This is a genomic window from Arthrobacter sp. PvP103, from assembly GCF_017833075.1.
In the GTDB taxonomy this organism is placed as follows: Bacteria; Actinomycetota; Actinomycetes; order Actinomycetales; family Micrococcaceae; genus Arthrobacter.
Window position 1 is genome coordinate 2811316 of the sequence record NZ_JAFIBQ010000001.1, and the last position, 20646, is coordinate 2831961.

At 66.6% G+C, this 20646-nt stretch carries 20 protein-coding genes; 7 read left to right on the forward strand and 13 right to left on the reverse strand.

Annotated features, from left to right (window positions below; translation table 11 throughout):
- Positions 1 to 29: 29 nt before the first annotated feature.
- Positions 30 to 776: a GAF and ANTAR domain-containing protein gene (locus JOE41_RS12960; protein WP_011690234.1), complete on the reverse strand. Its 747-nt coding sequence runs from the start codon at positions 774 to 776 to the stop codon at positions 30 to 32.
- A 176-nt stretch (positions 777 to 952) separates the two neighbouring features.
- Positions 953 to 1849 carry a LysR family transcriptional regulator gene (locus JOE41_RS12965; RefSeq protein ID WP_043429262.1) on the reverse strand — a complete coding sequence of 299 codons (897 nt, stop codon included), beginning with the start codon at positions 1847 to 1849 and terminating at the stop codon, positions 953 to 955.
- A 132-nt stretch (positions 1850 to 1981) separates the two neighbouring features.
- Between JOE41_RS12965 and JOE41_RS12970 the strand changes: the two genes are divergently transcribed.
- Together JOE41_RS12970 and JOE41_RS12975 are read left to right on the forward strand one after the other, a co-directional pair.
- Complete coding sequence (locus JOE41_RS12970; RefSeq protein ID WP_209752580.1) at positions 1982 to 3361, forward strand: MFS transporter; 1380 nt, start codon at positions 1982 to 1984, stop codon at positions 3359 to 3361.
- Between the two features lie 76 nt (positions 3362 to 3437).
- Positions 3438 to 4187 carry a 3-hydroxybutyrate dehydrogenase gene (locus JOE41_RS12975; protein ID WP_011690237.1) on the forward strand — a complete coding sequence of 250 codons (750 nt, stop codon included), beginning with the start codon at positions 3438 to 3440 and terminating at the stop codon, positions 4185 to 4187.
- A 120-nt stretch (positions 4188 to 4307) separates the two neighbouring features.
- Here JOE41_RS12975 and JOE41_RS12980 read toward each other — a convergent pair whose 3' ends face one another.
- From JOE41_RS12980 to JOE41_RS12990, 3 genes are all read right to left on the reverse strand, one after another.
- Complete coding sequence (locus JOE41_RS12980) at positions 4308 to 4943, reverse strand: LysE family translocator (RefSeq protein WP_011690238.1); 636 nt, start codon at positions 4941 to 4943, stop codon at positions 4308 to 4310.
- Between the two features lie 79 nt (positions 4944 to 5022).
- On the reverse strand, positions 5023 to 5301 hold the full coding sequence (locus tag JOE41_RS12985; RefSeq protein ID WP_209752581.1) for a hypothetical protein: 279 nt from the start codon (positions 5299 to 5301) through the stop codon (positions 5023 to 5025).
- Positions 5302 to 5479: 178 nt separating this feature from the next.
- Entirely contained in the window at positions 5480 to 6994 is a 1515-nt protein-coding gene (locus JOE41_RS12990) for an amino acid permease (protein ID WP_209752582.1), read from the reverse strand.
- 241 nt (positions 6995 to 7235) lie between these two features.
- Between JOE41_RS12990 and JOE41_RS12995 the strand changes: the two genes are divergently transcribed.
- Positions 7236 to 8795, forward strand: a complete 1560-nt coding sequence (locus JOE41_RS12995; protein WP_209752583.1) for an HNH endonuclease signature motif containing protein — start codon at positions 7236 to 7238, stop codon at positions 8793 to 8795.
- A 377-nt stretch (positions 8796 to 9172) separates the two neighbouring features.
- Here the strand turns inward: JOE41_RS12995 and JOE41_RS13000 are convergent, their stop codons facing one another.
- Together JOE41_RS13000 and JOE41_RS13005 are read right to left on the reverse strand one after the other, a co-directional pair.
- Positions 9173 to 10090 carry an SDR family oxidoreductase gene (locus JOE41_RS13000; protein WP_209752584.1) on the reverse strand — a complete coding sequence of 306 codons (918 nt, stop codon included), beginning with the start codon at positions 10088 to 10090 and terminating at the stop codon, positions 9173 to 9175.
- An 87-nt stretch (positions 10091 to 10177) separates the two neighbouring features.
- Positions 10178 to 10441: a hypothetical protein gene (locus tag JOE41_RS13005; RefSeq protein ID WP_209752585.1), complete on the reverse strand. Its 264-nt coding sequence runs from the start codon at positions 10439 to 10441 to the stop codon at positions 10178 to 10180.
- Positions 10442 to 10657: 216 nt separating this feature from the next.
- On the opposite strand from JOE41_RS13005, the gene JOE41_RS13010 reads away from it, so the two are divergent.
- The 4 genes from JOE41_RS13010 to JOE41_RS13025 all read left to right on the forward strand — a co-directional run bounded on the left by JOE41_RS13010 (position 10658) and on the right by JOE41_RS13025 (position 15389).
- Positions 10658 to 11485, forward strand: a complete 828-nt coding sequence (locus JOE41_RS13010; protein ID WP_209752586.1) for an IclR family transcriptional regulator — start codon at positions 10658 to 10660, stop codon at positions 11483 to 11485.
- A gap of 205 nt (positions 11486 to 11690) precedes the next feature.
- Positions 11691 to 13385, forward strand: a complete 1695-nt coding sequence (hutU, locus tag JOE41_RS13015) for a urocanate hydratase (RefSeq protein WP_209752587.1) — start codon at positions 11691 to 11693, stop codon at positions 13383 to 13385.
- 9 nt (positions 13386 to 13394) lie between these two features.
- A complete protein-coding gene (gene hutH / locus JOE41_RS13020; RefSeq protein WP_209752588.1) occupies positions 13395 to 14987 on the forward strand; it encodes a histidine ammonia-lyase in 1593 nt (530 codons plus the stop codon).
- 165 nt (positions 14988 to 15152) lie between these two features.
- Positions 15153 to 15389 (forward strand): hypothetical protein, encoded by a 237-nt coding sequence (locus JOE41_RS13025; RefSeq protein ID WP_011690247.1) that lies wholly within the window; start codon positions 15153 to 15155, stop codon positions 15387 to 15389.
- Positions 15390 to 15424: 35 nt separating this feature from the next.
- Here JOE41_RS13025 and JOE41_RS13030 read toward each other — a convergent pair whose 3' ends face one another.
- From JOE41_RS13030 to JOE41_RS13055, 6 genes are all read right to left on the reverse strand, one after another.
- Positions 15425 to 15661, reverse strand: a complete 237-nt coding sequence (locus tag JOE41_RS13030; RefSeq protein WP_209752589.1) for a hypothetical protein — start codon at positions 15659 to 15661, stop codon at positions 15425 to 15427.
- Between the two features lie 189 nt (positions 15662 to 15850).
- Positions 15851 to 16711, reverse strand: a complete 861-nt coding sequence (locus tag JOE41_RS13035; RefSeq protein WP_209752590.1) for a phosphogluconate dehydrogenase C-terminal domain-containing protein — start codon at positions 16709 to 16711, stop codon at positions 15851 to 15853.
- Position 16712: 1 nt separating this feature from the next.
- Entirely contained in the window at positions 16713 to 17513 is an 801-nt protein-coding gene (locus JOE41_RS13040) for a sugar phosphate isomerase/epimerase (protein WP_209752591.1), read from the reverse strand.
- Positions 17510 to 18331: a triose-phosphate isomerase family protein gene (locus tag JOE41_RS13045; RefSeq protein WP_307800700.1), complete on the reverse strand. Its 822-nt coding sequence runs from the start codon at positions 18329 to 18331 to the stop codon at positions 17510 to 17512. The genes JOE41_RS13040 and JOE41_RS13045 overlap by 4 nt, the downstream gene beginning before the upstream one ends.
- Positions 18315 to 18785 (reverse strand): ribose-5-phosphate isomerase, encoded by a 471-nt coding sequence (locus tag JOE41_RS13050; RefSeq protein ID WP_209752593.1) that lies wholly within the window; start codon positions 18783 to 18785, stop codon positions 18315 to 18317. Before JOE41_RS13050 ends, JOE41_RS13045 begins: the two co-directional genes overlap by 17 nt.
- A complete protein-coding gene (locus JOE41_RS13055) occupies positions 18782 to 20572 on the reverse strand; it encodes a dihydroxyacetone kinase family protein (protein WP_209752594.1) in 1791 nt (596 codons plus the stop codon). Before JOE41_RS13055 ends, JOE41_RS13050 begins: the two co-directional genes overlap by 4 nt.
- Positions 20573 to 20646 lie beyond the last annotated feature (74 nt).

A 20646-nucleotide genomic window follows, 5' to 3' on the forward strand; every position in this document is an offset into this window, starting at 1 on the left:
TGAGTCCCTGACTCGCGCGGGGGCTTCCTTCATTCCTGCCGGATGCCTCCGCCGGGAGTTGTGCCCCCGCCGGGAAGTTCGGCACCGGAGAGGATGTCCGCGGCGATGGTGTGAAGCTTGCTGTCGCTGGCCTGCGCGGCCAGGTGCAGCAGTTCCATGGCCTGGTCCCTGCTGCTGCGGTTCTGGACCATGATCAGCGAAACCGCCGCGTCGATGACAGCCCGCGATTTGAGGGCTGACCGGAGGTGCTCCGGATAGATCTCTGCAGGATGGACCCGGAGCGCGAGGCGGAGGATCCGGGAAATGGAATCCGTGTGCTCCTCGACGGAGGCGATGGTGGCGGCGTCGAAAGCGTCGGTGCTCCGGGCATAGCAGTTCAGGGCAGCAGCGGCGCCGGGGTCGGTGCGGATGGGGACCGCCAGGACGGAACGGATGCCTTCTCCCGAAACGGCCCGGGCGTAATTCTCCCACCGGCTGTCATTTCCCAGGTCCGGGACCAGGACCGTGTGCTGTTGCCGGAGGGCTGTCAGGCAAGGACCGTCGTCGTAGGCGTACTGCTTCTCGTCCATCCGCAGCGCCTCGTTGTCGCTGCTGGCCACCGTTGCGGGGCTGCCGTCGCGCTCTACCGTGATGGCGCACAGCATGGGGTTCAGTCCGCCCAGGCGGGAGGCCGAAATAGTGGTCAGGCCCAGGAGGAACTCCGCGAAACCCGGGCTTTCCAGCAGCAGGTCCTGGAGCTGCTCAGGACTCGGAGCGTCGCCTGTGCCGGGAGCCATGACGGCCTCGATCCTAGAAGGCCGGGCCCTTGGGGCCGGGCAAGAGCGGCGGACTCTTGGTCGCCCGCAGCCACGATGGTGGACATCCACAGATTCGACGCGCTCACACCAGCGAAGGCTCTCCGACATCTCCTGCTTCTGACACTACGCCGTGCCGGGGGTCATGAACATAGGTCCTAGCTCCTGCCTAGCAGGTGTTCCCGGTGCTCCACTGTCTGGTCCCGCAGCGCCTGCACCACCGCCGCCACAGCCGGCCGCCGCATGGAGTCGGGCCGCAGCACCATCCAGTAGGGGAGCCGCTCGGAGAAAGCATCCGGAAGCAACCGGACCAGGTCCGGGTGCAGGTCGCCCATGAAGCAGGGCAGGAAGCCGATGCCCGCACCGGCGCGGGTCGCTTCGACATGGACAAACACGTTGGTGGAGCTCAGTCCGTCCTTCATGGCCGGGACGAGCCTGCGCGGGGCGTCGAGGTCGTCCACTTGAAGCATGGAGTCCACGAAGTAGACCAGCGGATGTTCCGTCAGCTCCTCCACCGTTGCGGGTGTCCCGTTTTCGGCAAGGTAAGCCCGGGAGGCGTACATGCCCAGCACGTATTCGCCCAGTTTGAAGGCCTCGGCGCGGTGCACCTGGGGCTCGCCCACCACCACCTCGATGTCCAGCCCGGAGCGCTGCTGCAGGGCCCTGCGGGTGACGGTTACGATCTCCACGCTGAGTCCCGGATGCTTGCGCCGCAGTTTCGCCACAGCCGGCGCGGCGACGTAGGCGCTGAAGCCGTCCGTGGCCGTCATGCGGACAACTCCCGTGATGGGGTCGGGCGCCTGGCCGGGCTTGCCCAGGCTGCGCACGGCCTTCTCCACCTGCTCGGCCACCATCACGGCCTCTGCGCCCAGTTCCGTGAGTTCCCAGGCGCCGGCGGCGCGGGAGAGGACGCGGCCGCCCAGCGTTTTCTCCAGTGCTGCTATCCGGCGCGAAACGGTGGTGTGGTTCAAGCCCAGGGCCTGCGCCGCCGTCGTGAATTTGGCTGACCGCGAGACGGCCAGCAGGACGAGGAGGTCATCAGGATTAGCTTCCATATCTGCAATTCTGCACACAACGAGTGCCGGTTTGGCCATTGAACCGCGGAGTTTCTGCGGCAATACTCATCTGAGCCCATTCAGTGCTGTGGATCACAGCGCGTGTCACCGTGGACACTAAGGAGAACCAACATGAGCGTAGAACAACGCTCTGCCACACCGGCCGCTTCCGCCCCAAAGGGCGCCGGCCTGAAGAAAATCGTCGCAGCCTCCATGGTTGGCACCGTAGTGGAATGGTACGAATTCTTCCTCTACGCCACTGCAGCAACCCTGGTGTTCGGAAAGTACTTCTTCCCGGCCACCGGCAATGAGCTGGACGGCATCATCCAGGCCTTCATCACCTACGCGGTCGGCTTCGTGGCCCGCCCGCTCGGCGGCATCGTCTTCGGCCAGATCGGAGACAAGCTGGGCCGCAAACCCACCCTTCAGCTCACCATCGTGATCATCGGCGTGTCCACCTTCCTCATGGGCTGCCTCCCAGGCTTCGCTGAGATCGGCTACCTTGCCCCGGCACTCCTGGTGTTCCTGCGCTTCATCCAGGGCTTCGCGCTGGGCGGCGAATGGGGCGGCGCCGTGCTGCTCGTCGCCGAGCACAGCCCCAACGAGTCCCGCGGATTCTGGTCCAGCTGGCCCCAGTCCGCCGTTCCCGTAGGCAACCTGCTGGCCACCCTGGTCCTGTTCATCATGTCCAACGTCCTCAGCAGCGCCGACTTCCTCAGCTGGGGCTGGCGCGTGGCGTTCTGGCTCTCCGCGGTGATCGTGTTCGTGGGCTATTACATCCGCACCAACGTCTCCGAGTCGCCCATCTTCCTCGAAGCGAAAGCCCGGTTGGAGCAGGAGCAGGCCGTCAGCTTTGGCGTCGGCGAGGTCATCCGCAAGTACCCCAAGGGCATCCTGCAGGCCATGGGCCTCCGGTTCGCGGAAAACATCATGTACTACCTCGTGGTCAGCTTCGCGATCGTGTACCTCAAGAGCGTCCACAAATACGACACGTCCTCGCTCCTGCTGGCACTGCTGATCGCCCACCTCATCCACTTCCTGGTCATCCCGCAGGTGGGACGGCTCGTGGACAGCTGGGGGCGGAAGCCCGTGTACCTGGTGGGCGCCATCACCGGTGCCACCTGGCCGTTCTTCGCTTTCCCCATGTTCGACACCAAGAACGCCGTGGTCATCGTCCTGGCAGTGACCATCGGCCTGTGCCTGCACGCGTTCATGTACGCGGGCCAGCCGGCCCTCATGGCGGAGCTCTTCCCCACCCGGATGCGCTACGCAGGTGTGTCGCTGGGCTCGCAGGTCACCTCGATCTTCGCCGGTTCGCTGGCGCCGCTCCTGGCCACGCAGTGGCTCAAGGACACCGGATCGTGGGTCCCCACCGCCATCTACCTGGTGGTGGCGTGTGCCATCACCACGGTGGCAGTGTTGAGCCTCAAGGAAACCAAGGGCATTGCCCTCGAGGAAGTTGACCGGGCCGACGCCGAGCGCGAAGGCCTGGCGGTAGCAGCCGCACGTTGAGCTACTGGATTGTGGCCGGCTCCAGCCCTGCTGGAGCCGGCTGGCCCGTTGAATCATTTGAACAGGAAGGCTGGTTATGGAACACACGCTGAACGGCCGCAAGGCACTGGTCACCGGAGGAGCCGGCGGGATCGGCGCAGCCAGTGTGAGGGCCCTGGCCGCACGGGGCGCCAAAGTGGTGATCGCGGACGTGGACGAGGCCGCTGCGGCAGCACTCGCCGATGAAGTCGGCGGTACGGTCTGGGCGGTGGACCTGCTGGACGTGGATGCCCTGGCAACCACCAGCCTGGACTGCGACATCCTGGTCAACAACGCCGGAATCCAGCGCATCAGCCCTATTGAGGACTTCGATCCGGCTGATTTCCGCCGGCTCATCACCCTCATGCTGGAGGCGCCCTTCCTGCTGATCCGGGCGGCGCTGCCACACATGTATGCGAACAACTTCGGCCGGATCATCAACCTCTCGTCGGTGCACGGGCTCCGGGCCTCCCCGTTCAAGAGCGCCTACGTTTCCGCCAAGCACGGTCTTGAAGGGCTGAGTAAGGTGACGGCGCTGGAGGGCGGGGCTCACGGGGTCACGTCCAACTGCATCAACCCCGGCTACGTGCGCACGCCCCTGGTGGAGTCGCAGATCGCCGACCAGGCCAAGGTCCACGGCATCCCCGAATCCGAGGTGCTGGCCAAGATCATGCTCACCGAGTCCGCCATCAAGCGGCTGGTGGAGCCGGAGGAGGTCGCATCTCTGGTCGCCTGGCTCGCCTCGAACGACGCCGGCATGGTCACCGGAGCCAGCTACACCATGGACGGCGGCTGGTCGGCGCGGTAGTTTGCTGCCGCCCGCAGTTGCGGGCGGCCCGGACATGTTCCGCGTGCTCGCTCGTTCCTCGCTTAGACGCACGCTTCCACATGCCCGATGCCGCTCGCTTCCAACTGCGGGCGGCCCTAACTAGTGCTTTGTGCCTGTCAAGGCGAGGGTGCCTCCGAGGGCGATCATCATTGCTCCTCCCGTGGTGCTCAGTGTGGAAATGCGCTTAGGGGAGCGGGCGAACCACTGGCGGGCCGTGCCCGCTGCCAGCGCCCAGATGCTGTCCGACACCAGCGCGATCAGCAGGAACACGGCCCCGAGGCTGGCCAGCTGCAGCGGGATCCCGCCAGCGGAGTACTCCACGAACTGGGGCAGCACCGCAACGAAGAACACCAGTGACTTTGGGTTGGTGGCGCCCACGATGAATCCTTGCCGGAGGACACGGAAAGTGGAGGCGGAGCGGGAGGGATCGGCCGCCGTCGTACTTCTCCCCTGGTGCCTGATGGCCTGGATACCGAGGAACACGAGGTAGGCGGCACCGGCGAATTTGACGATGGTGAACAGGAGTACTGACTGTGCCAGCGCAACACCCACACCGAGCGCCACCGCAGCGATCTGCGGAACCATTCCGAGCGCGTTTCCCAGGACGCTCAGCAGACCGCCCTTGCGGCCCAGGGCCAGGCTGCGTCCGATGACGAACAGCACGCTGGGCCCGGGGACGGCGATCAGGACGGAGGCTGCCACAGCAAATGTCAGCAGATTGCTAAGCGGAACCATGACTGATTCTAGCGCCGGCGGGCGGCCGGGAACCGGCCGCCCGCCCCGAAATCCTGCGCCGACGTCCACTCCTGGTGATCTACTCCGGCGTCCTCACCTGGCGGTAGTCGTAGTAGATCACCTCGGGCACCAAATCGGGGTGGGCGTCAGCGGCCGTCCGCAGGCCCAGCGACGAGCCGCGGATCACGGCCACCACGCCCAGCCTGCGGCCGTTGAACGGGTCGTCCCCGAGCACAACGTCGCCGATCTTGAAAGGCACGGTGGCCGCACGCACTTTCTCCGCAGCGTCGCTGAGCCAGGAGATCAAGCGGCGCCTGTCACGGGGGAGGGTAGGCCGGGAAGCTGGAAGATCCTTCATCAAAACCACTCCTTTGCAGTGCCTGGACCGGCAGGACGTGCAGGCGGTCCGGAAGCTGCAGCAGAAGGTTCGATAGTCCGGCCTGCGCCTGCTGTCTAACCTAAAGGCCAAACCCCACGCGTCGCATGCGTAACTCCTACCCCTTCTGTACCGTCCAACACTCGGAATTTTTTGGGGACTACTTGCCCGGTTCCGCGTGGCTCGACGCCGTCTCATCCACCAGTTCGGCACGGACGCGGCCATGGCCGCGGACCCAAACCCGGTAGGCCAGCACCAGCACGCCCAGCCACACCGCGCCCACGTAGAGGGCAACACGGGAGTCTTCGAACGCACCCAGGATCGCGATCACCACCGCCATGAATGCGATGGTCAGGACGGAGGCCGCGGGCCACCAGGGAGACGGGAATTCCGACGCCGGCAGCCCCTTGCGGGCGATCTCCCGTTTCATGGCCACATGGGATGCCAGGATCATGACCCACACCCAGACGGTAGCGAAGGTTGCGATTGAGGCGATCAGCAGGAACACGTCCTCCGGCATGACGGCGTTCAGGACCACGCCCACCAGCAGGACGACAGCCATCATCACAACAGTCATCCACGGCACACCGTTGCGCGAGACCTTGCCGAAGCTGGCTGGTGCGTGGCCCTGCCGGGCCAGTCCGAAAAGGATGCGGCCCGCACCGAATATGTCGCTGTTGATGGCGGACAAGGCAGCAGTAATGACCACGGCGTTGAGGATGTGCGGGGCGGCGGGAATGCCGAGGCCGCTGAAGATCTGGACGAAGGGGCTGCCGTTGGTGCCCACCTCGTTCCAGGGGAACAGGCTCATCAGTACGGCCAGGGTCAGCACGTAGAACAGCAGCACGCGCACGGGCACGGTGTTGACGGCCTTGGGAATGACGTTCTTGGGGTCGGCCGCTTCACCGGCGGTGACGCCGATGGTCTCGATCCCGCCAAAGGCGAACATCACGACGGCGAACGAGGCCAGGAGCCCTTCGAAGCCGTTGGGGAACAGGCCCCCGTGCTCCACCAGGTTGCCGATCCCCGGTGCGACGGTGGCCCCGCCTGCCTGGAAGCCGAAGATGATGATGGCTGCACCGCCGGCGATCATGGCGATGATGGCCACGACCTTGATCAGCGAGAACCAGAACTCCAGCTCCCCGAACACCTTGACGCTGAGCAGGTTCAGGGCGGCCAGGAAGAAGATGATGGCCAGGACCCAGATCCACCTCTCCACGTCCGGAAACCAGAAACCCATGTAGATACTGAAGGCCGTGACATCGGCGATGGCGACGATCGCCATTTCAAACACATACGTCCACCCGGTCACGAACCCGGCCAGGGGGCCGAGATAACGGCTGGCGTACTGGCCGAAGGAGCCGGATACGGGGTGCCGCACGGCCATCTCGCCGAGTGCCCGCATCACCATGAACACGGCGGCGCCGCCGATCATGTAAGCCAGGAGGACCGCCGGGCCGGCCTTCTGGATGGCGGAGGCTGAGCCGTAGAACAGGCCCGTGCCGATGGCCGACCCCAGGGCCATGAAGCGGATGTGGCGGACGTTGAGTCCGCGGTTCAGGACAGCGTCGACGGCGGTGCCCGCAGCGGCGCGGACAGTGCCTCCGGCGGTGCCGGGGGCCGTGGTGGTGTTTTCGGGAGCCGCCGCTTTGGCTGCTGTTGGAGCTTGTTGCATGCGAATACCTTCTCGTCATTGGGAGGGGGATCGCTATCCAGCAGACCATTTTCGCGCCCTACGTGATGAGCCTCACGGAGGTTTGGTGTCTTTCATTTCAGACTGTTTGTTGAACCTCCGGGATCTTTGCCAACGGCCGGGGCCGGGAGTGTCTCGCCTGGCCCGAACGGGCAGGGGGCCCGCGGAGGCGCCATGAGCGGCGCCATCAAGAAATGTCGGTGCCTCCTGGGATGCTTTGGATATGGAAAGCAGTGCAGCTGTGGAGACGATGGAGGCCGTTGAGGCATCCATCGCTGTGCTGGCCGCTTGTGTCGGCCGCGGGCCGGGCAACCCGGGCTCCACCGGTGACGACCCCCTTCGGGAGCAGGCGGATGCGTGCCTGGACGGGCTGGCTGCGGCGGCGCGGGTGGAAGCCGGGATGGCAGCCCTGAAAGTGCACCTCGCTGCTGGATACGCCCGTGCTGCCAGAGCCATGGCGCCGCCCGCCCTGTCCCCGCAGGAACACTCCGTGCAGGACATGGCCGTGACCGCTGAGGTGGCGTGTGTCCTGACCGTCAGCGAACGCACCGCCGGTGCCCTCCTGGCGGAAGCCCATGCACTAACCACCACGCTGCCGCTGACGTTGTCCGCGCTGCAGTCCGGCAGCATTTCCTGGCAGCATGCCCGGGTGATGGTGGACGAAACCGACAACCTCGACAAAGCGGGGGCTGCCGGATTAGAGGCACACTTCCTGGACCCGGATGCGCCTTCCGCTGTGCGCGGCTGTCCTGTCGGCGACCTAGTCCCGGCCCGGTTCCGGGCGAAGGCCCGTACGTGGCGGGAACGGCACCATCCGGTCAGCATCGAAAAACGCCATAGTCGCAGCGCCGCCGACCGCCGGGTGGAATACACGCCGGATCGCGACGGCATGGCCTGGCTCTCCGCGTACCTGCCCGCCAGCCAGGCAGCGGGCGTCTGGGACCGCATCACCACAGCTGCAAGATCCCTCCAGGGAGCTGACGAAGCCAGGACCCTTACCCAGCTCCGCGCCGACGTCGCCGCGACCTGGCTCCTCACTTCAGGCCTCGAAACTGCAGCCAACTCAGCGGCTGGAGAGTTGCCTTCCCCTGCAGCGCAGGTTCTCATTACCGTTCCAGCGCTTTCGCTGCTGGGACTGACCGAGGAACCTGCCATGCTGGATGGGTACGGGCCGGTCCCGCCGTCCATGGGGCGAGCCCTGGTCGCCGAAGGGGCTTCGTCGTTCCTGAGGGTGCTGACTGACCCCCGTGATGGTGCGCCGTTGGAGATCGGCCGGACGAGCTACCGCATCCCCAAAGCGCTGCGGCAGTGGCTGCGGCTGCGGGACGGGAAATGTCCGTTCCCCGGCTGTAACAACCAGTCACTGGACAATGATGCAGACCACCTCCTCGCCTGGGATGAAGGCGGGCCCACGGGGATCAGCAACCTCGGCCAACCGTGCCGCAAACACCACCGACTCAAACACAGCACTGCGTGGACACCCGCCGGCGCCGGAACCCATGAACCGCCCGGCTGGACTTCACCCACGGGCCGCCATTACGCCAGCGAACAACCAGACTGGGAACCACCCCTCTGGCCTGCCGAGATCCTGGCCATGGCCACCAGTCGTGATCCAGGCGACCCCGACCCGGGGACAGTGGAGCCGGGTGTGCTGGGTTCAGGCATGCCCGACTACTTGGACGAACCGCCACCCGAATTCGATCGGACGGACCATCTGCTAGCCGAGGACCCTTTCAAGGACTGGGAGCTCTTCCTGGCCTACGACTCCTGCGCGGCTGCATAGGAACGTGCCGCACCGGAGAGTGCTGCATGGGAAAGTGCGGCCGGTCTCCTTTGTCTTGCCGAGCGTTGGGCGATGGACTCATGTCCCGGCGCCCTGGGATTCTCGACGGAAAACCTCGGGTAAAATTCCCCGCAGACACTGCGGTTGCAGAAGCCGCGGCCCAGGCTGAAAAGGACGCGTGGTCCTCGATCTGGCAGGCCAACGTGACTAACGCTCCGACATCGTCCGCGGTGAGCTTTGCGCCCGACGCCGGCACGGCCCCCGATACGTGCAGCGCGCGGCGGCCACAACGATGCGGGCGCCGGTGGCGCTGGCCAACGTCGGCAGGGGTACTGCCGCGCCGGAGCCCGCCAAACGGGCAAGCTACGCGGCGGACGTCAGCGGTAGCCGCTGGCGTCCGCCGGGCGCCCCGCTTCCTGGACCTCAACCAGATAGCGCCAGCAGTCCGGCCGTGAACCGTCGATATCGGTGAAGCCGTACTCCAGCGCCAGGCCTCCGGACGAGAACGAGCCACCGGTGCGACCATGCACGTTCGGATCCGCCGCCAACGCCGCAACGGCGCGGCCCACAAAGCGCGGGCTTTCGGAGATAGCGGCGAAATGGGGCTGGACGGCCGCAGCATCCCGCCAGTTCTCTTCGGTGACGCCGAAGTGCTCCAGCATCATTTCGGAGCGCATCCAGCCCGGCGTGAGGGCCACGGCGGTGCAGCCGAACTGCTTCAGTTCCTCCGCCTGGCTGAAAGCGAGCCGCAGCACCGCGTTCTTGGCGAGGTCGTAGAACGTCGACACCCGGTAGTGCCCGGCGTTGTACTCGCGGGTGCCGTCGGTCATTTCCACCACCAGGCCGCCGGGGTTCCGGATGAGCAGCGGGAGCGCGAAATGGCTGGTGATCAGGTGCGTATCGACGGCAGTGTGCAGCATCAGCAGGCCGGAATTCAGGTGGTGGGCCCACACCGGAGCGTCCCATTCGATGAGTTTTTCCCCGCCCCAGATGTCGTTGACCAGAATGTCCAGGCGTCCGTGTTCGTCGTCGATACGCTGCACGAGCGACTGTACGGCCGCCGGGTCCAGGTGATCCACCGCTACGGGAATGCCGACTCCTCCGGCGGCATTGACCTGCACGGCCGTTTTCTCGAGGGTCTCCGGCCGGTTGTAGTCGGACCTGCGGCCTCCGGCGCTGCGTCCGGTGCAGTACACGGTGGCGCCCGCTTCGCCGAGGGCGACGGCGGTGCCCCGACCGGCGCCCCGCGTGGCCCCGGCCACCAGCGCGACTTTTCCTGCCAGCGGTTTGGTCATGGCTGGGTTCCTAGGCATTCTGCTGGACGCTCAGCACAATGATGGCGGCGTTGATGCCGAGGGCAATGAGCCACCACTTGTTGAAGGTCAGCAGGAGCAGCGCGGTTGAGAGGGCTGCCCCGGTGATGGTTGCTGGCGGCCACCAGGATGCCCCGCCAATGAGTCCGAGGCCGTTGCGGCCGCCAACACAACTGCGGCCGCAACGGCCATGGCGGCCGCAGTGTGCCTGACATTGCCGGCGAAAGGGGAGTGGCCGGCGTCGAAGGGTGCCTTAGGATCGGCCTTCGGCAGCCAGATGGCGAGGTGGATCAAGCCGTGGGCAACCAGGAAGAGCCCGGCAATCCAGACCATCGTGGCCTCCTCGCAACAGTGCGTGGACTCCATCGAAGCACCGGGCGGGAGAAGTGGCATAGGGTCGGAAGTCCCCCGGCCGGTCCCCGCCCTCACGCATGTCTGGTATCCCGGACGGCAAAGTGGTTCGATTGCCGTATGCGGTGTCGCGCAAGGAACACGCTTAAGTACGGGATACCGGACACCCTTTGATCCGGCGCGAACGATGGAGGAAACATGGCGGACGGCGAAGCGCCCGCACGGACAGCGGCAAAGGCGCCCGCGAAGGTGGCGTCGAAAGTCCCGGCGGCGGAAAATACTTTGCGTATTCTCAAACTCCTGGCCTCCAAGCGCGGGCCGATGGCGGCGTCGAACATAGCCACGGCCCTGGGGTTGCCGCGCTCAAGCGTCTACCACCTGCTCGGCGTCATGGAGGCCAACGGCTTCGTGATGCACCTGCATGAGGAACAGCGGTACGGGCTGGGCATCAGCGCCTTCGAACTCAGCTCCGCGTATTCGCGGCAGGAGCCGCTGTCCCGGATCGGCCGGCCGATGCTCGCCTCGCTGGTGGACGTGGTGGGGGAAAGCGCTCACCTGGCAGTGCTGCACGGCCGCGATGTGCTGTACATCGTGGAGGAACGCGCCAAGAACAGGCCGTCCCTGGTGACCGACGTCGGCGTCAGGCTGCCCAGCCACCTCACGGCCAGCGGGCGGGCCATCCTCGCGGCACTGCCCAAGTCGCAGGTCCGTGCGCTGTACCCGAATGCCGCCGCCTTCACGGCCCGGCACGACGTGGAGGGCGCCATCATGAAGTATTCGGCGCTTTCCTCGCACCTGGATCAGGTCAGGCAGCGCGGCTATGCCACCGAACACGGCGAGGTTACGCCAGGGTTCGGCTCGATTGCCGCCGCAGTCACGGACCACGTGGGATGGCCGACGGCGGCAGTCGCCGTCACGTTCCTCGAGGACAAACTGCCGGCGGACCAATGGCCGGCCCTCGCTGCCCGCGTCCGGAAAGTGGCGGACGAACTCTCCGTCCGCATCCACGGCCGCCCCGCGAGCTAGTCCGCAGCCCGTCCCAACCAGCTCGCCGTTAACGTCGTCAACCGCGCTTTCCGCGACGCTAGTTGCCAGCCACTCGGGCACGGGGCGCGCGTCTGGAATACCGGACAGCACCCTTCCGAAAGCCCTGTTTCCGCGCCCGCCGACAGGCTTTAGTTGATACAGAACCTCTTCCCCCGAACCACCGAAACAACGAAGGAGCGCCCCCATGGCACCCGCCGATTTCACCACCGGTGCCCGCCCGGTCAAAGCAGCCCGCGGCACCGAGCTCACCGCCAAGAGCTGGCAGACGGAAGCCCCGCTGCGCATGCTCATGAACAACCTGGACCCCGAGGTGGCCGAGCGCCCTGACGACCTGGTGGTCTACGGCGGCACCGGCCGCGCGGTCCGCAGCTGGGCCGCGTTCGACGCCATCACCCGCACCCTGGAAACCATGGAAAAGGACGAGACCCTGCTGGTTCAGTCCGGCAAGCCGGTAGGTGTCTTCCGCACCAACGAATGGGCACCGCGCGTGCTCCTGGCGAACTCCAACCTCGTCGGCGACTGGGCCAACTGGCCCGAATTCCGCCGCCTCGAGGCCGAGGGCCTCATGATGTACGGCCAGATGACCGCCGGCTCCTGGATCTACATCGGCACCCAGGGGATCCTGCAGGGCACCTTTGAAACCTTCGCCGCGATCGCCCGCAAACTCACAGGGGACGAGAACGGCACCCTCGCCGGCACGCTGACCCTGACCGGCGGCTGCGGCGGCATGGGCGGCGCCCAGCCCCTCGCCGTCACCCTGAACGAGGGCGCCTGCCTGATTGTCGACGTCGATGAGACCCGCCTGCGCCGCCGCGCCGGCAAACGCTACCTCGACGAGGTGGAAACGGACCTCGACGCCGCCATCGCCAAGGTCCTCAAGGCCAAGGAAGAGCGCCGCGGCTGGTCCGTGGGCTACGTCGGCAACGCGGCCGAGGTCTTCCCGGAGATCCTGCGCCGCCACAACGCCGGCGAGCTCACCGTGAACATCGTCACGGACCAGACCTCCGCGCACGATCCGCTGAGTTACCTGCCCGAGGGCATCACGGTGGAGGAATGGCACCGCGAGGCCGCGGCCGACCCCGAAGGCTTCACCAAGAAGGCCCAGGCCTCGATGGCCAAGCACGTCCAGGCCATGGTGGAGTTCCAGGATGCCGGCGCCGAGGTCTTCGACTACGGCAACTCCATCCGCGACGAGGCCCGCAAGGGCGGCTACAACCGCGCCTTCGAATTCCCCGGCTTCGTCCCGGCCTACATCCGCCCGTTGTTCTGCGAAGGACTTGGCCCGTTCCGCTGGGTGGCCCTCTCCGGTGACCCCGAAGATATACGCGTCACCGATGAGGCCATCAAGGAACTGTTCCCCGAGAACAAGCACCTGCACCGCTGGATCGACGCCGCCGCCGATCGGGTCGAGTTCGAAGGGCTGCCGGCCCGCATCTGCTGGCTGGGATATGGCGAACGGGCCAAGGCCGGGCTGCTGTTCAACCAGCTCGTCAAGGAAGGCAAGGTCAAGGCGCCCATCGTGATCGGCCGTGACCACCTCGACTCCGGCTCCGTCGCCTCCCCGTACCGCGAGACCGAGGCCATGGCCGACGGCTCCGACGCGATCGCCGACTGGCCGCTGCTCAACGCCCTGCTCAACACCGCCTCCGGCGCCACCTGGGTCTCCATCCACCACGGCGGCGGCGTCGGCATCGGCCGCTCCATCCACGCCGGGCAGGTCTCCGTCGCGGACGGCACCGACCTCGCCGCCGAAAAACTCGAACGCCTGCTCACCAACGACCCCGGCATGGGCGTCATCCGCCACGCCGACGCCGGCTACGACCGCGCCGTCGAGGTCGCCAAGGAACGCGGCGTCCGCATCCCCATGAACGAAAAGTAGGAACACCCAATGACTCTCACCACCCACGAACCGCTGACCGTCACCCTCGGCTCCAGCGGCGTCACCCCCGAGGACGTCGTCGCGGTCGCCCGCCACGACGCCAAGGTGACCATCTCCCAGGAAGCCCTCGACACGGTAGCCAAGGTCCGCGCCCACATCGACGACCTCGCCCACAGCGAGGTCCCGGCCTACGGCATCTCCACCGGCTTCGGCGCGCTGGCCAACCGGCACATCCCCAACGAACTGCGCACCCAGCTGCAGAAGTCGCTGATCCGCAGCCACGCCGCCGGCATGGGGCCGGCCGTGGAACGCGAGGTGGTCCGGTGCATCATGTTCCTGCGGGCCAAGACCCTCGCCTCCGGCCGGACAGGGGTCCGCCCCGTGGTGCTGCAGACCATGGTGGACGTGCTCAACGCCGGCATCACCCCGGTGGTCCGCGAGTTCGGCTCGCTCGGCTGCTCAGGAGACCTCGCGCCGCTGTCCCACTGCGCCCTGGTCCTCATGGGCGAAGGCGAAGCAGAAGGTCCGGACGGCACGCTGTACGGGAACAAGGGCCAAAAGCCTGTCGCCGAACTACTGGCCGAGCACGGGATCGAACCCGTCGTCCTCGCCGAGAAGGAAGGGCTGGCTCTGGTCAACGGCACCGAAGGCATGCTGGGCATGCTGCTGATGGCCATCGCGGACATCCGCCAGCTGCTCACGACGGCGGACATCACCGCCGCGCTCAGCGTCGAGGCGCTGCTCGGCACCGACCAGGTGTTCCTGCCCGAACTGCACGCGGCGCTCCGCCCGCACCCGGGCCAGGCTGCGTCCGCGGACAACATGCTGCGTGTGCTTTCCAACTCGCCGATCGTGGCATCGCACCGGATCAACGACACCAAGGTCCAGGATGCCTACTCGCTGCGCTGCGCACCCCAAGTGGCCGGCGCCGTCCGCGACACAGTGGACCATGCAGCACTGGTCGCCTCGCGCGAACTCGCCGCCGCCATCGACAATCCCGTTGTCCTGCCGGACGGCCGCGTGAGTTCCAACGGCAATTTCCACGGCGCCCCGGTGGCCTACGTTTTGGATTTTCTGGCAATTACCGTGGCGGATTTGAGTTCCATTGCCGAACGCCGGACCGACCGCATGCTGGACCCGGCGCGTTCACACGGCTTGCCGGCCTTCCTGGCTGCGGACCCCGGCGTCGACTCCGGCCTGATGATCGCGCAGTACACACAGGCCGGGCTGGTCTCGGACAACAAGCGGCTCGCGGTCCCGGCGTCGGTGGACTCCATCCCCAGCTCGGCCATGCAGGAAGACCACGTGTCCATGGGCTGGCATGCTGCCCGGAAACTCCGCAAAGCCGTGGAGAACCTGCGCCGCGTCCTGGCTATCGAGCTGGTCACTTCGGCGCGGGCCATTGACATGCGGACGCAGCTATCCGGGGGAAAACTGACCCCGGGGCCGGCCGGAACCGCGGTCATTGCGGCGCTCCGCAACGTGGTGGAAGGGCCGGGAACGGACAGGTTCCTGTCGCCGGAACTGGAGGCCGCAGACCGGCTCGTCGCCTCCGGCGAGGTCCGCGCGGCAGCCGAATCCGCCGTCGGAATTCTGGCCTAAAAGTGAATATTATGCACCGAAAATGACAATTTCCCGGCGCCCCCGAAATACTGCGCGACACAACAGGCGGGGGCCCGGGAATTGTAGTAGAACTAAAGATGTAGTGATGAAGCCCACACCAAAGATGTTGTGGCAAAAGAACATATACAAAGGGGTAGAAGTTCAATGAAAGCACGGGGGACGGTTCTGTCCAGGCGGGCGGCATTTGCCGCCACGGTTTCCGACTGGAGAACCCTCAAAGCAGGCGAGCGGGTCGAAATCCTCAAGCATGCGCATGTTGTGGCCGCGGGTGAAGTCGAGGAAATTTCCGTGAGTGGAAACGTGCTTTGGCTGGTGCCTTCGGGGCCGCCGGAAACCCAGCTCTTCATGAAATCGGACGGCGTCCAGGTCCGGAGGACATAAGTCCAGGACGCGGGGCCAGCATCCAACCCGCGGAGTTAGGCGGCGATGTCCTCGTAGGTTTCACCGAAGGGGACGGACTCGTCCAAGGCCACGGTGAATGCGCCCGGCTCGTGGCGGGTGACGCGGATGCCGCAGTTGCCGTCCTCGACGGCAGCTTCGATGAGTTCCTTGACGGCGTTGTCCAGGCCGTGGTGGACCTCTTCGGCGGTCGCAAAGGTCAGGTGGATGGACCGAATGTCCGTGGTCTGGGATTCCATGGTGGCTGAGCTCATTGCAGGACTTTCTCTAAACTATGTGCCGGTTGGCCTCAGTCCATTCTACTGGCGATGTCAAAATACGTAGGATGTCTGGCATCTGCCCCTCCGGGTTTCGGGTTCACCGAAGCCCGGAGGGGCAGCCTGTTTTAAGCCCGGCTACCGGAAGCCGGAGTGCAGCCGCAGTGCGCGGGAAGGGCCATTTGCCTAGCGTTTGACGGCGTCCAGCTTCAGCATCTTGGCGATGACGCCGTCAAGCTCGGAGTCGTCGAAGATCTTCTTCCAGTCGTCCTTGATGATGGTGTCCTTGCCGTACTGGATGGCGATTTCGCAGGCCTCGGAGAACGGGTTGGAACCACGGAGGGCGTTGGTCAGGGCGATCTGAACGTGACCGAACAGCATGGCCTTGGCGGCTTCCTCTGGCACACCGGCGGTGTGCACGGTCTCGTGCAGCGCCTCGTTGAGCAGGGTGCCGATCATGCAGGCCACGGTTTCCACCAGGGTGGGTTCGAGGATGGCGAGCTGTTTCACGGTGACCCAGTGGACGTCGATGACGGGCGCGTAGATGGTGCGGATGACGGCCTCGGCCGAGTCCCGGGTCGCTGCCGGTGCGTCCTCGTCGATCGCGGCAACCACGTTCTGCGGGGCGCCCTCGCCGCCGAAAGTGTCGGCCCACTCTTCCTTGGTGGTGCGCTCCAGGAACACGGACGGGTGGCACGGGTGGGCAACGGCCTGGACCACGTCGGCGCGCTTGGCCAGCAGTCCGGCGTAGGCGGCGGCGGGGTCCAGGGTGAGCAGGATCGCGCCCGCCTTCATCTGGGGGACCACGCCTTCGGATACGACGCCCAGGACGGTGTCCGGGACGGCGAGGATCACGACGTCGGCGCCCTTGACGGCGTCGTCGGTGGAGGTGATCCCACGGCCTTCGGCGCGGACCCGGTCCTGGCCGGCGGGGGAGTTCTCGCTGTAGAAAACGGTGTGGGCGCTCTTCTGGAGGTTCCGGGAAACGCGCATCCCCATTTTCCCACCGGCTCCGATGACGGCGACGGTCAATTGTTCTGCTGACATTTCACTTGCTCCTTAGGAAATCGATGCTTTGCCGGGTCCACTGGTTTTCGAGGCGGATGGTTTCCGCCTCGGAGCCCTGCCACGGCAGCCAGTGTTCGACGATCTGGTTGATGTTTCTTTCTGTGGGCTGAAACTTCCCGGCCATGTAGTCATAGTCGAGGAGGCCTTCGCCGAGGGGAGCGCCGGAGTACGTGAACCCGACCCACCCCTCCTTGCGGCTGAACGCAAAGTCTTTGATGTGCATGTTCAGGACGTAAGGCGCGACGGCGTCGATCACCTCACGCGGCATCTCCAGCGCCGCCACCGTGTTGGCCGGGTCGCTGCAGATGCCGAGGTAGGGGCTGTCCACTCCGCGGATGACATCCAGGATCCGGGAAGTGGGAACCTGTTCGTAGGTCTCCACCGCGATCTTCACCCCGGCGGACTGGAACTCCGGCAGGACTTCAGTGAACATCGCCACCGCTTCCTCCGCAGTGGGCGTGTGGTCCGGGACGTTGAACATGGTCCGCAGCAGGGGCGCGCCCAGGATGCCGGCGATGTGTAGGAATCTCCTGAGATGCTCCGGACGGATGCCCTTGGTGCCGAGCTCCAGGGAAAGGCCAAGGCGGTCCGCCGTGGCCCGCACGGCTTCGAGTTCGGCGTCCGTCATGGCTTCCAGCGGGGCGTAGTCGCAGATCTGGAACAGATGCACGCCCAGGGCCGCGGTGCGTTCCAGGGCCTGGTGGATGCTGAGCGGTGCGGAGACCTGGTCCGAGAGCTGCCAGAAGAAGGCGTAGCTGCTGAGGCCGATTGCTGAGCTCATGCTCTGGCCGCCGTTCCGGCCAGCAGGCCCAGCCGTGCGGCGGCCTCGTCCAGGATGGTCTTCAGCGCCTCTGGAGCATGCGCGAACCGGCCCAGGAAGAGACCGGCGACGGCTGAGTCCAGTTCCGTGATCAGGCCGGGTCCGGCGCTGCCGCCGTAGATTACCCGGCTGTCCTCCTGTCCGGGCAGAGTGCGCAGGTGCGCTTCCAGCCCGGTAATGACGGCACTGATGTATTCCCGGGTTGCCGGCTCCGGGGCGCCGATGGCCCACTGCGGCTCGTACGCCACGATGGTGCGGGCCGCCGGTCCAAGGGACTGCGCGCGGTTGAGTGCGGCATCGATCTCGGCCGTGCACCGGGCGACTGCTTCCTCGACGGATCCCTGTTGCAGTTCGCCCACACACAGGACCGGGGTGAGGCCGTTGCGGTACGCGGCGGCGGTCTTGAGCCCGATGATCCCGTCGTCCTCGCCGAAGATCCGGCGGCGTTCCGCATGTCCGACTTCGGCGTAGCGGCCGCCGACTTCGGCCACGGTCCTGCCGCCCACCTCTCCGGTGAACGCGCCTTCGTCTTCCCAGAAGATGTCCTGGGCTCCGGCGGCGGCACCGGCCGCGCCCAGGATGCGGGCCGCTTCGGGCAGTGCCGGAAGGGAGGGCAGTACAAAGAGCTCGATGTCGCCGCTCTGGACTGCGGGGTGCGCGAACGCGATGGCGGCCACGTCGCGGCAGTAGTCCACTGAGCGCTGGTAGCCGAAGTACAGCTTCAGGCTGACGCCGATGATGGCCTTCGGTTTTGTTGCTGTGCTAGCAGGAAGTGACACCTTCATAGTCCTTAATCAGGGTGACTTTTTCGGCCGAGGCGGAGGTCTCGTCGAAGGTGTACGTGAGCCATTCGCGGGCGAGCCGGCGGGCGAGTTCCAGTCCGACGACGCGTTGGCCGAAGGTGAGGACCTGGGCGTTGTTGCTCAGGACGGAGCGTTCCACGGAGAAGCTGTCGTGCGCGGTGACGGCGCGGACGCCGGGGACCTTGTTCGCGGCGATGGCCACACCGAGGCCGGTGCCGCAGACCAGCAGGGCGCGGTCGGCCTTGCCGGCGGCGATGAGTTCGGCGGCGGCGATGGCCACGGACGGGTAGGGCGTGTGGCTGGTGGCGTCCACCCCTACGTCGGTTACGGATTCGACCAGCTCGGAGGCCTCCAGGTCAGCCTTCAGGGCTTCCTTGTATTCGAATCCGGCGTCGTCGGACCCGATGACCAGGCGCAGTTTGGCGCTCATGCGTTCTCCTTAACAGTTTTGTTCTGGGTGGCGGTGTTCGCTGCAGCTTTCGACTCCGCCAAAGTGTTGTGGATTGCCCGGACTATCAGTGCCATGGAGACCGCCCCGGCGTCCGGGGTGCCGAGGCTCTTCTCGGCGTGCGGGCGGGCACGGCCCATGAGGGGTAGCAGCCGGGCGGTGTCTTCGGCGGCCTGCTGCGCAACCGTGGCAGCGGCGCCCCAGGCTTCGGTGAGAGACTGCCCGGCATTCACGCCGGCAGCCAGGGCGTCGCGGAACGGGACCAGGACGTCCACCAGGGTCTTGTCCCCGGGCTTGGCCTTGCCGAAGTCCATGATCGCGGACGCAGCGCCGGCGACTCCGGCGGCGACGGCCCCGGCGCCGGGCGTTTCCGTGTTGCCCACCGCGTCACCGACGGCCCGAAGGGCCATGCCCCAGAGCGCGCCGGACGTTCCGCCGGCCTTGTCGGCCCAGGCGTCCGCGGCGTAGTGCAGGGTGGTGGCTGAGCCGGCACCGCGGGCGACGGCGTCGCGTGCGGCGTCGACGGCGGCGCGGACGCCGCGTTCCATGCCGATGCCGTGGTCGCCGTCGCCGGCAATGGCGTCTATCCGGCCCAGTTCATCGGCGTTGGCGTCCACCACTGCCTTGGCGGCCCCCAGCGCTGCCAGGACCCGGACGGCACCGGCGCGGGAATCCGGCGTGGCCTCAGGGATGGAAAGTTCGACGTCGGCAAACTCGCTGTTGTCTGTGCCTCCGGCAGACGCGTCCAACGCTTCGGCAGTGACCGCTCCGCGGCGGAAGGCCGGGGCATCGGCGGGGGCATTCCAGAGGGTCTCGAGTTCGTCGTCGAGCCAGAACAGGGTGAGGGAGGTGCCGGCCATGTCGAAGCTGGTCACGAGTTCGCCGACCTGCGGGTCCACGGCTTCGAGGCCGGCTTCAGCCAGGAGCCGGGCGACGTGGCGGTAGACCACGAACAGCTCTTCGTACTTAACGCTGCCCAGTCCGTTCAGGATGGGGACAACGCGGGCACCGGCTGACGCCTCGAAGCCGTCGGGGATCTCGGTGAGGAGCTTGGCGACCAGAAGTTCGGCGAGTTCGTCCGCCGTCGGGATGTCTGCCTCGCCGATGCCGGGCTCACCGTGGATGCCCATGCCCACGGCCATCCGGCCCTCGGGGACGGAGAACAGCTGGTGATCGGCGCCCGGCAGGGTGCAGCCGGTGAAGGCCACTCCGAAGGAGCGGGTGCGGTCGTTGGCGCGCTCGGCGATGGCGACGAGGTCGTCCATCGAGTAGCCGGACTCGGCGGCCGCGGCGGCCACCTTGAAAACGGTGAGATCTCCGGCGATGCCGCGGCGCTTGGCGCGTTCGGCCGGCGGGGCGGAGGAGACGTCGTCGGTGACGGCGATGCTGCGGCAGTCGATGCCTTCCGCGCGGAGGCGGTCCTGTGCCTGGTTGAAGTGCAGGACGTCGCCGGCGTAGTTGCCGTAGCCCAGCAGCACGCCGCCGCCGTTGTTGGCGGCCTTGGACACGTGGTAGATCTGCTGGGCGGAGGGGGACGCGAACAGGTTGCCCATGGCGGCGCCGTGTGCCAGGCCCTGCCCCACCAGGCCGGCGAACGCCGGATAGTGGCCGGAGCCGCCGCCGATCACCAGCGCCGCCGTGTCCGGTGCGCTCCTGGTGTTGCGGACGACGCCGCCGGAGACGCGCTTCACCCAGCGGCCGTGGGAGGCAACGAAGCCTTCGATCATCTCGTCAGCGAAGTCTGCTGGTTCATTGAACAGGCGGGTCATGCGAAAGCTCCTGGAGTATTGGCTGGCCCCGGTGGTGGAGCCTGTCGGATCGGTCCCGACAGGCTCCACCACCG

Bases quoted from the DNA above. Each gene is read 5' to 3' on its own strand.
- JOE41_RS13005 (WP_209752585.1), bottom strand. From the start codon at position 10,441: ATGGTCTGGATTGCCGGGCTCTTCCTGGTTGCCCACGGCTTGATCCAC.
- JOE41_RS12985 (WP_209752581.1), bottom strand. From the start codon at position 5,301: ATGAAGGATCTTCCAGCTTCCCGGCCTACCCTCCCCCGTGACAGGCGC.
- JOE41_RS12990 (WP_209752582.1), bottom strand. From the start codon at position 6,994: ATGCAACAAGCTCCAACAGCAGCCAAAGCGGCGGCTCCCGAAAACACC.
- JOE41_RS13025 (WP_011690247.1), top strand. From the start codon at position 15,153: ATGAAAGCACGGGGGACGGTTCTGTCCAGGCGGGCGGCATTTGCCGCC.
- JOE41_RS12995 (WP_209752583.1), top strand. From the start codon at position 7,236: ATGGAAAGCAGTGCAGCTGTGGAGACGATGGAGGCCGTTGAGGCATCC.
- JOE41_RS13055 (WP_209752594.1), bottom strand. From the start codon at position 20,572: ATGACCCGCCTGTTCAATGAACCAGCAGACTTCGCTGACGAGATGATC.
- JOE41_RS12970 (WP_209752580.1), top strand. From the start codon at position 1,982: ATGAGCGTAGAACAACGCTCTGCCACACCGGCCGCTTCCGCCCCAAAG.
- JOE41_RS12975 (WP_011690237.1), top strand. From the start codon at position 3,438: ATGGAACACACGCTGAACGGCCGCAAGGCACTGGTCACCGGAGGAGCC.
- JOE41_RS13035 (WP_209752590.1), bottom strand. From the start codon at position 16,711: ATGTCAGCAGAACAATTGACCGTCGCCGTCATCGGAGCCGGTGGGAAA.
- JOE41_RS12965 (WP_043429262.1), bottom strand. From the start codon at position 1,849: ATGGAAGCTAATCCTGATGACCTCCTCGTCCTGCTGGCCGTCTCGCGG.
- JOE41_RS13000 (WP_209752584.1), bottom strand. From the start codon at position 10,090: ATGACCAAACCGCTGGCAGGAAAAGTCGCGCTGGTGGCCGGGGCCACG.
- JOE41_RS12960 (WP_011690234.1), bottom strand. From the start codon at position 776: ATGGCTCCCGGCACAGGCGACGCTCCGAGTCCTGAGCAGCTCCAGGAC.
- JOE41_RS13010 (WP_209752586.1), top strand. From the start codon at position 10,658: ATGGCGGACGGCGAAGCGCCCGCACGGACAGCGGCAAAGGCGCCCGCG.
- JOE41_RS13030 (WP_209752589.1), bottom strand. From the start codon at position 15,661: ATGAGCTCAGCCACCATGGAATCCCAGACCACGGACATTCGGTCCATC.
- JOE41_RS13050 (WP_209752593.1), bottom strand. From the start codon at position 18,785: ATGAGCGCCAAACTGCGCCTGGTCATCGGGTCCGACGACGCCGGATTC.
- JOE41_RS12980 (WP_011690238.1), bottom strand. From the start codon at position 4,943: ATGGTTCCGCTTAGCAATCTGCTGACATTTGCTGTGGCAGCCTCCGTC.
- hutH (WP_209752588.1), top strand. From the start codon at position 13,395: ATGACTCTCACCACCCACGAACCGCTGACCGTCACCCTCGGCTCCAGC.
- hutU (WP_209752587.1), top strand. From the start codon at position 11,691: ATGGCACCCGCCGATTTCACCACCGGTGCCCGCCCGGTCAAAGCAGCC.
- JOE41_RS13040 (WP_209752591.1), bottom strand. From the start codon at position 17,513: ATGAGCTCAGCAATCGGCCTCAGCAGCTACGCCTTCTTCTGGCAGCTC.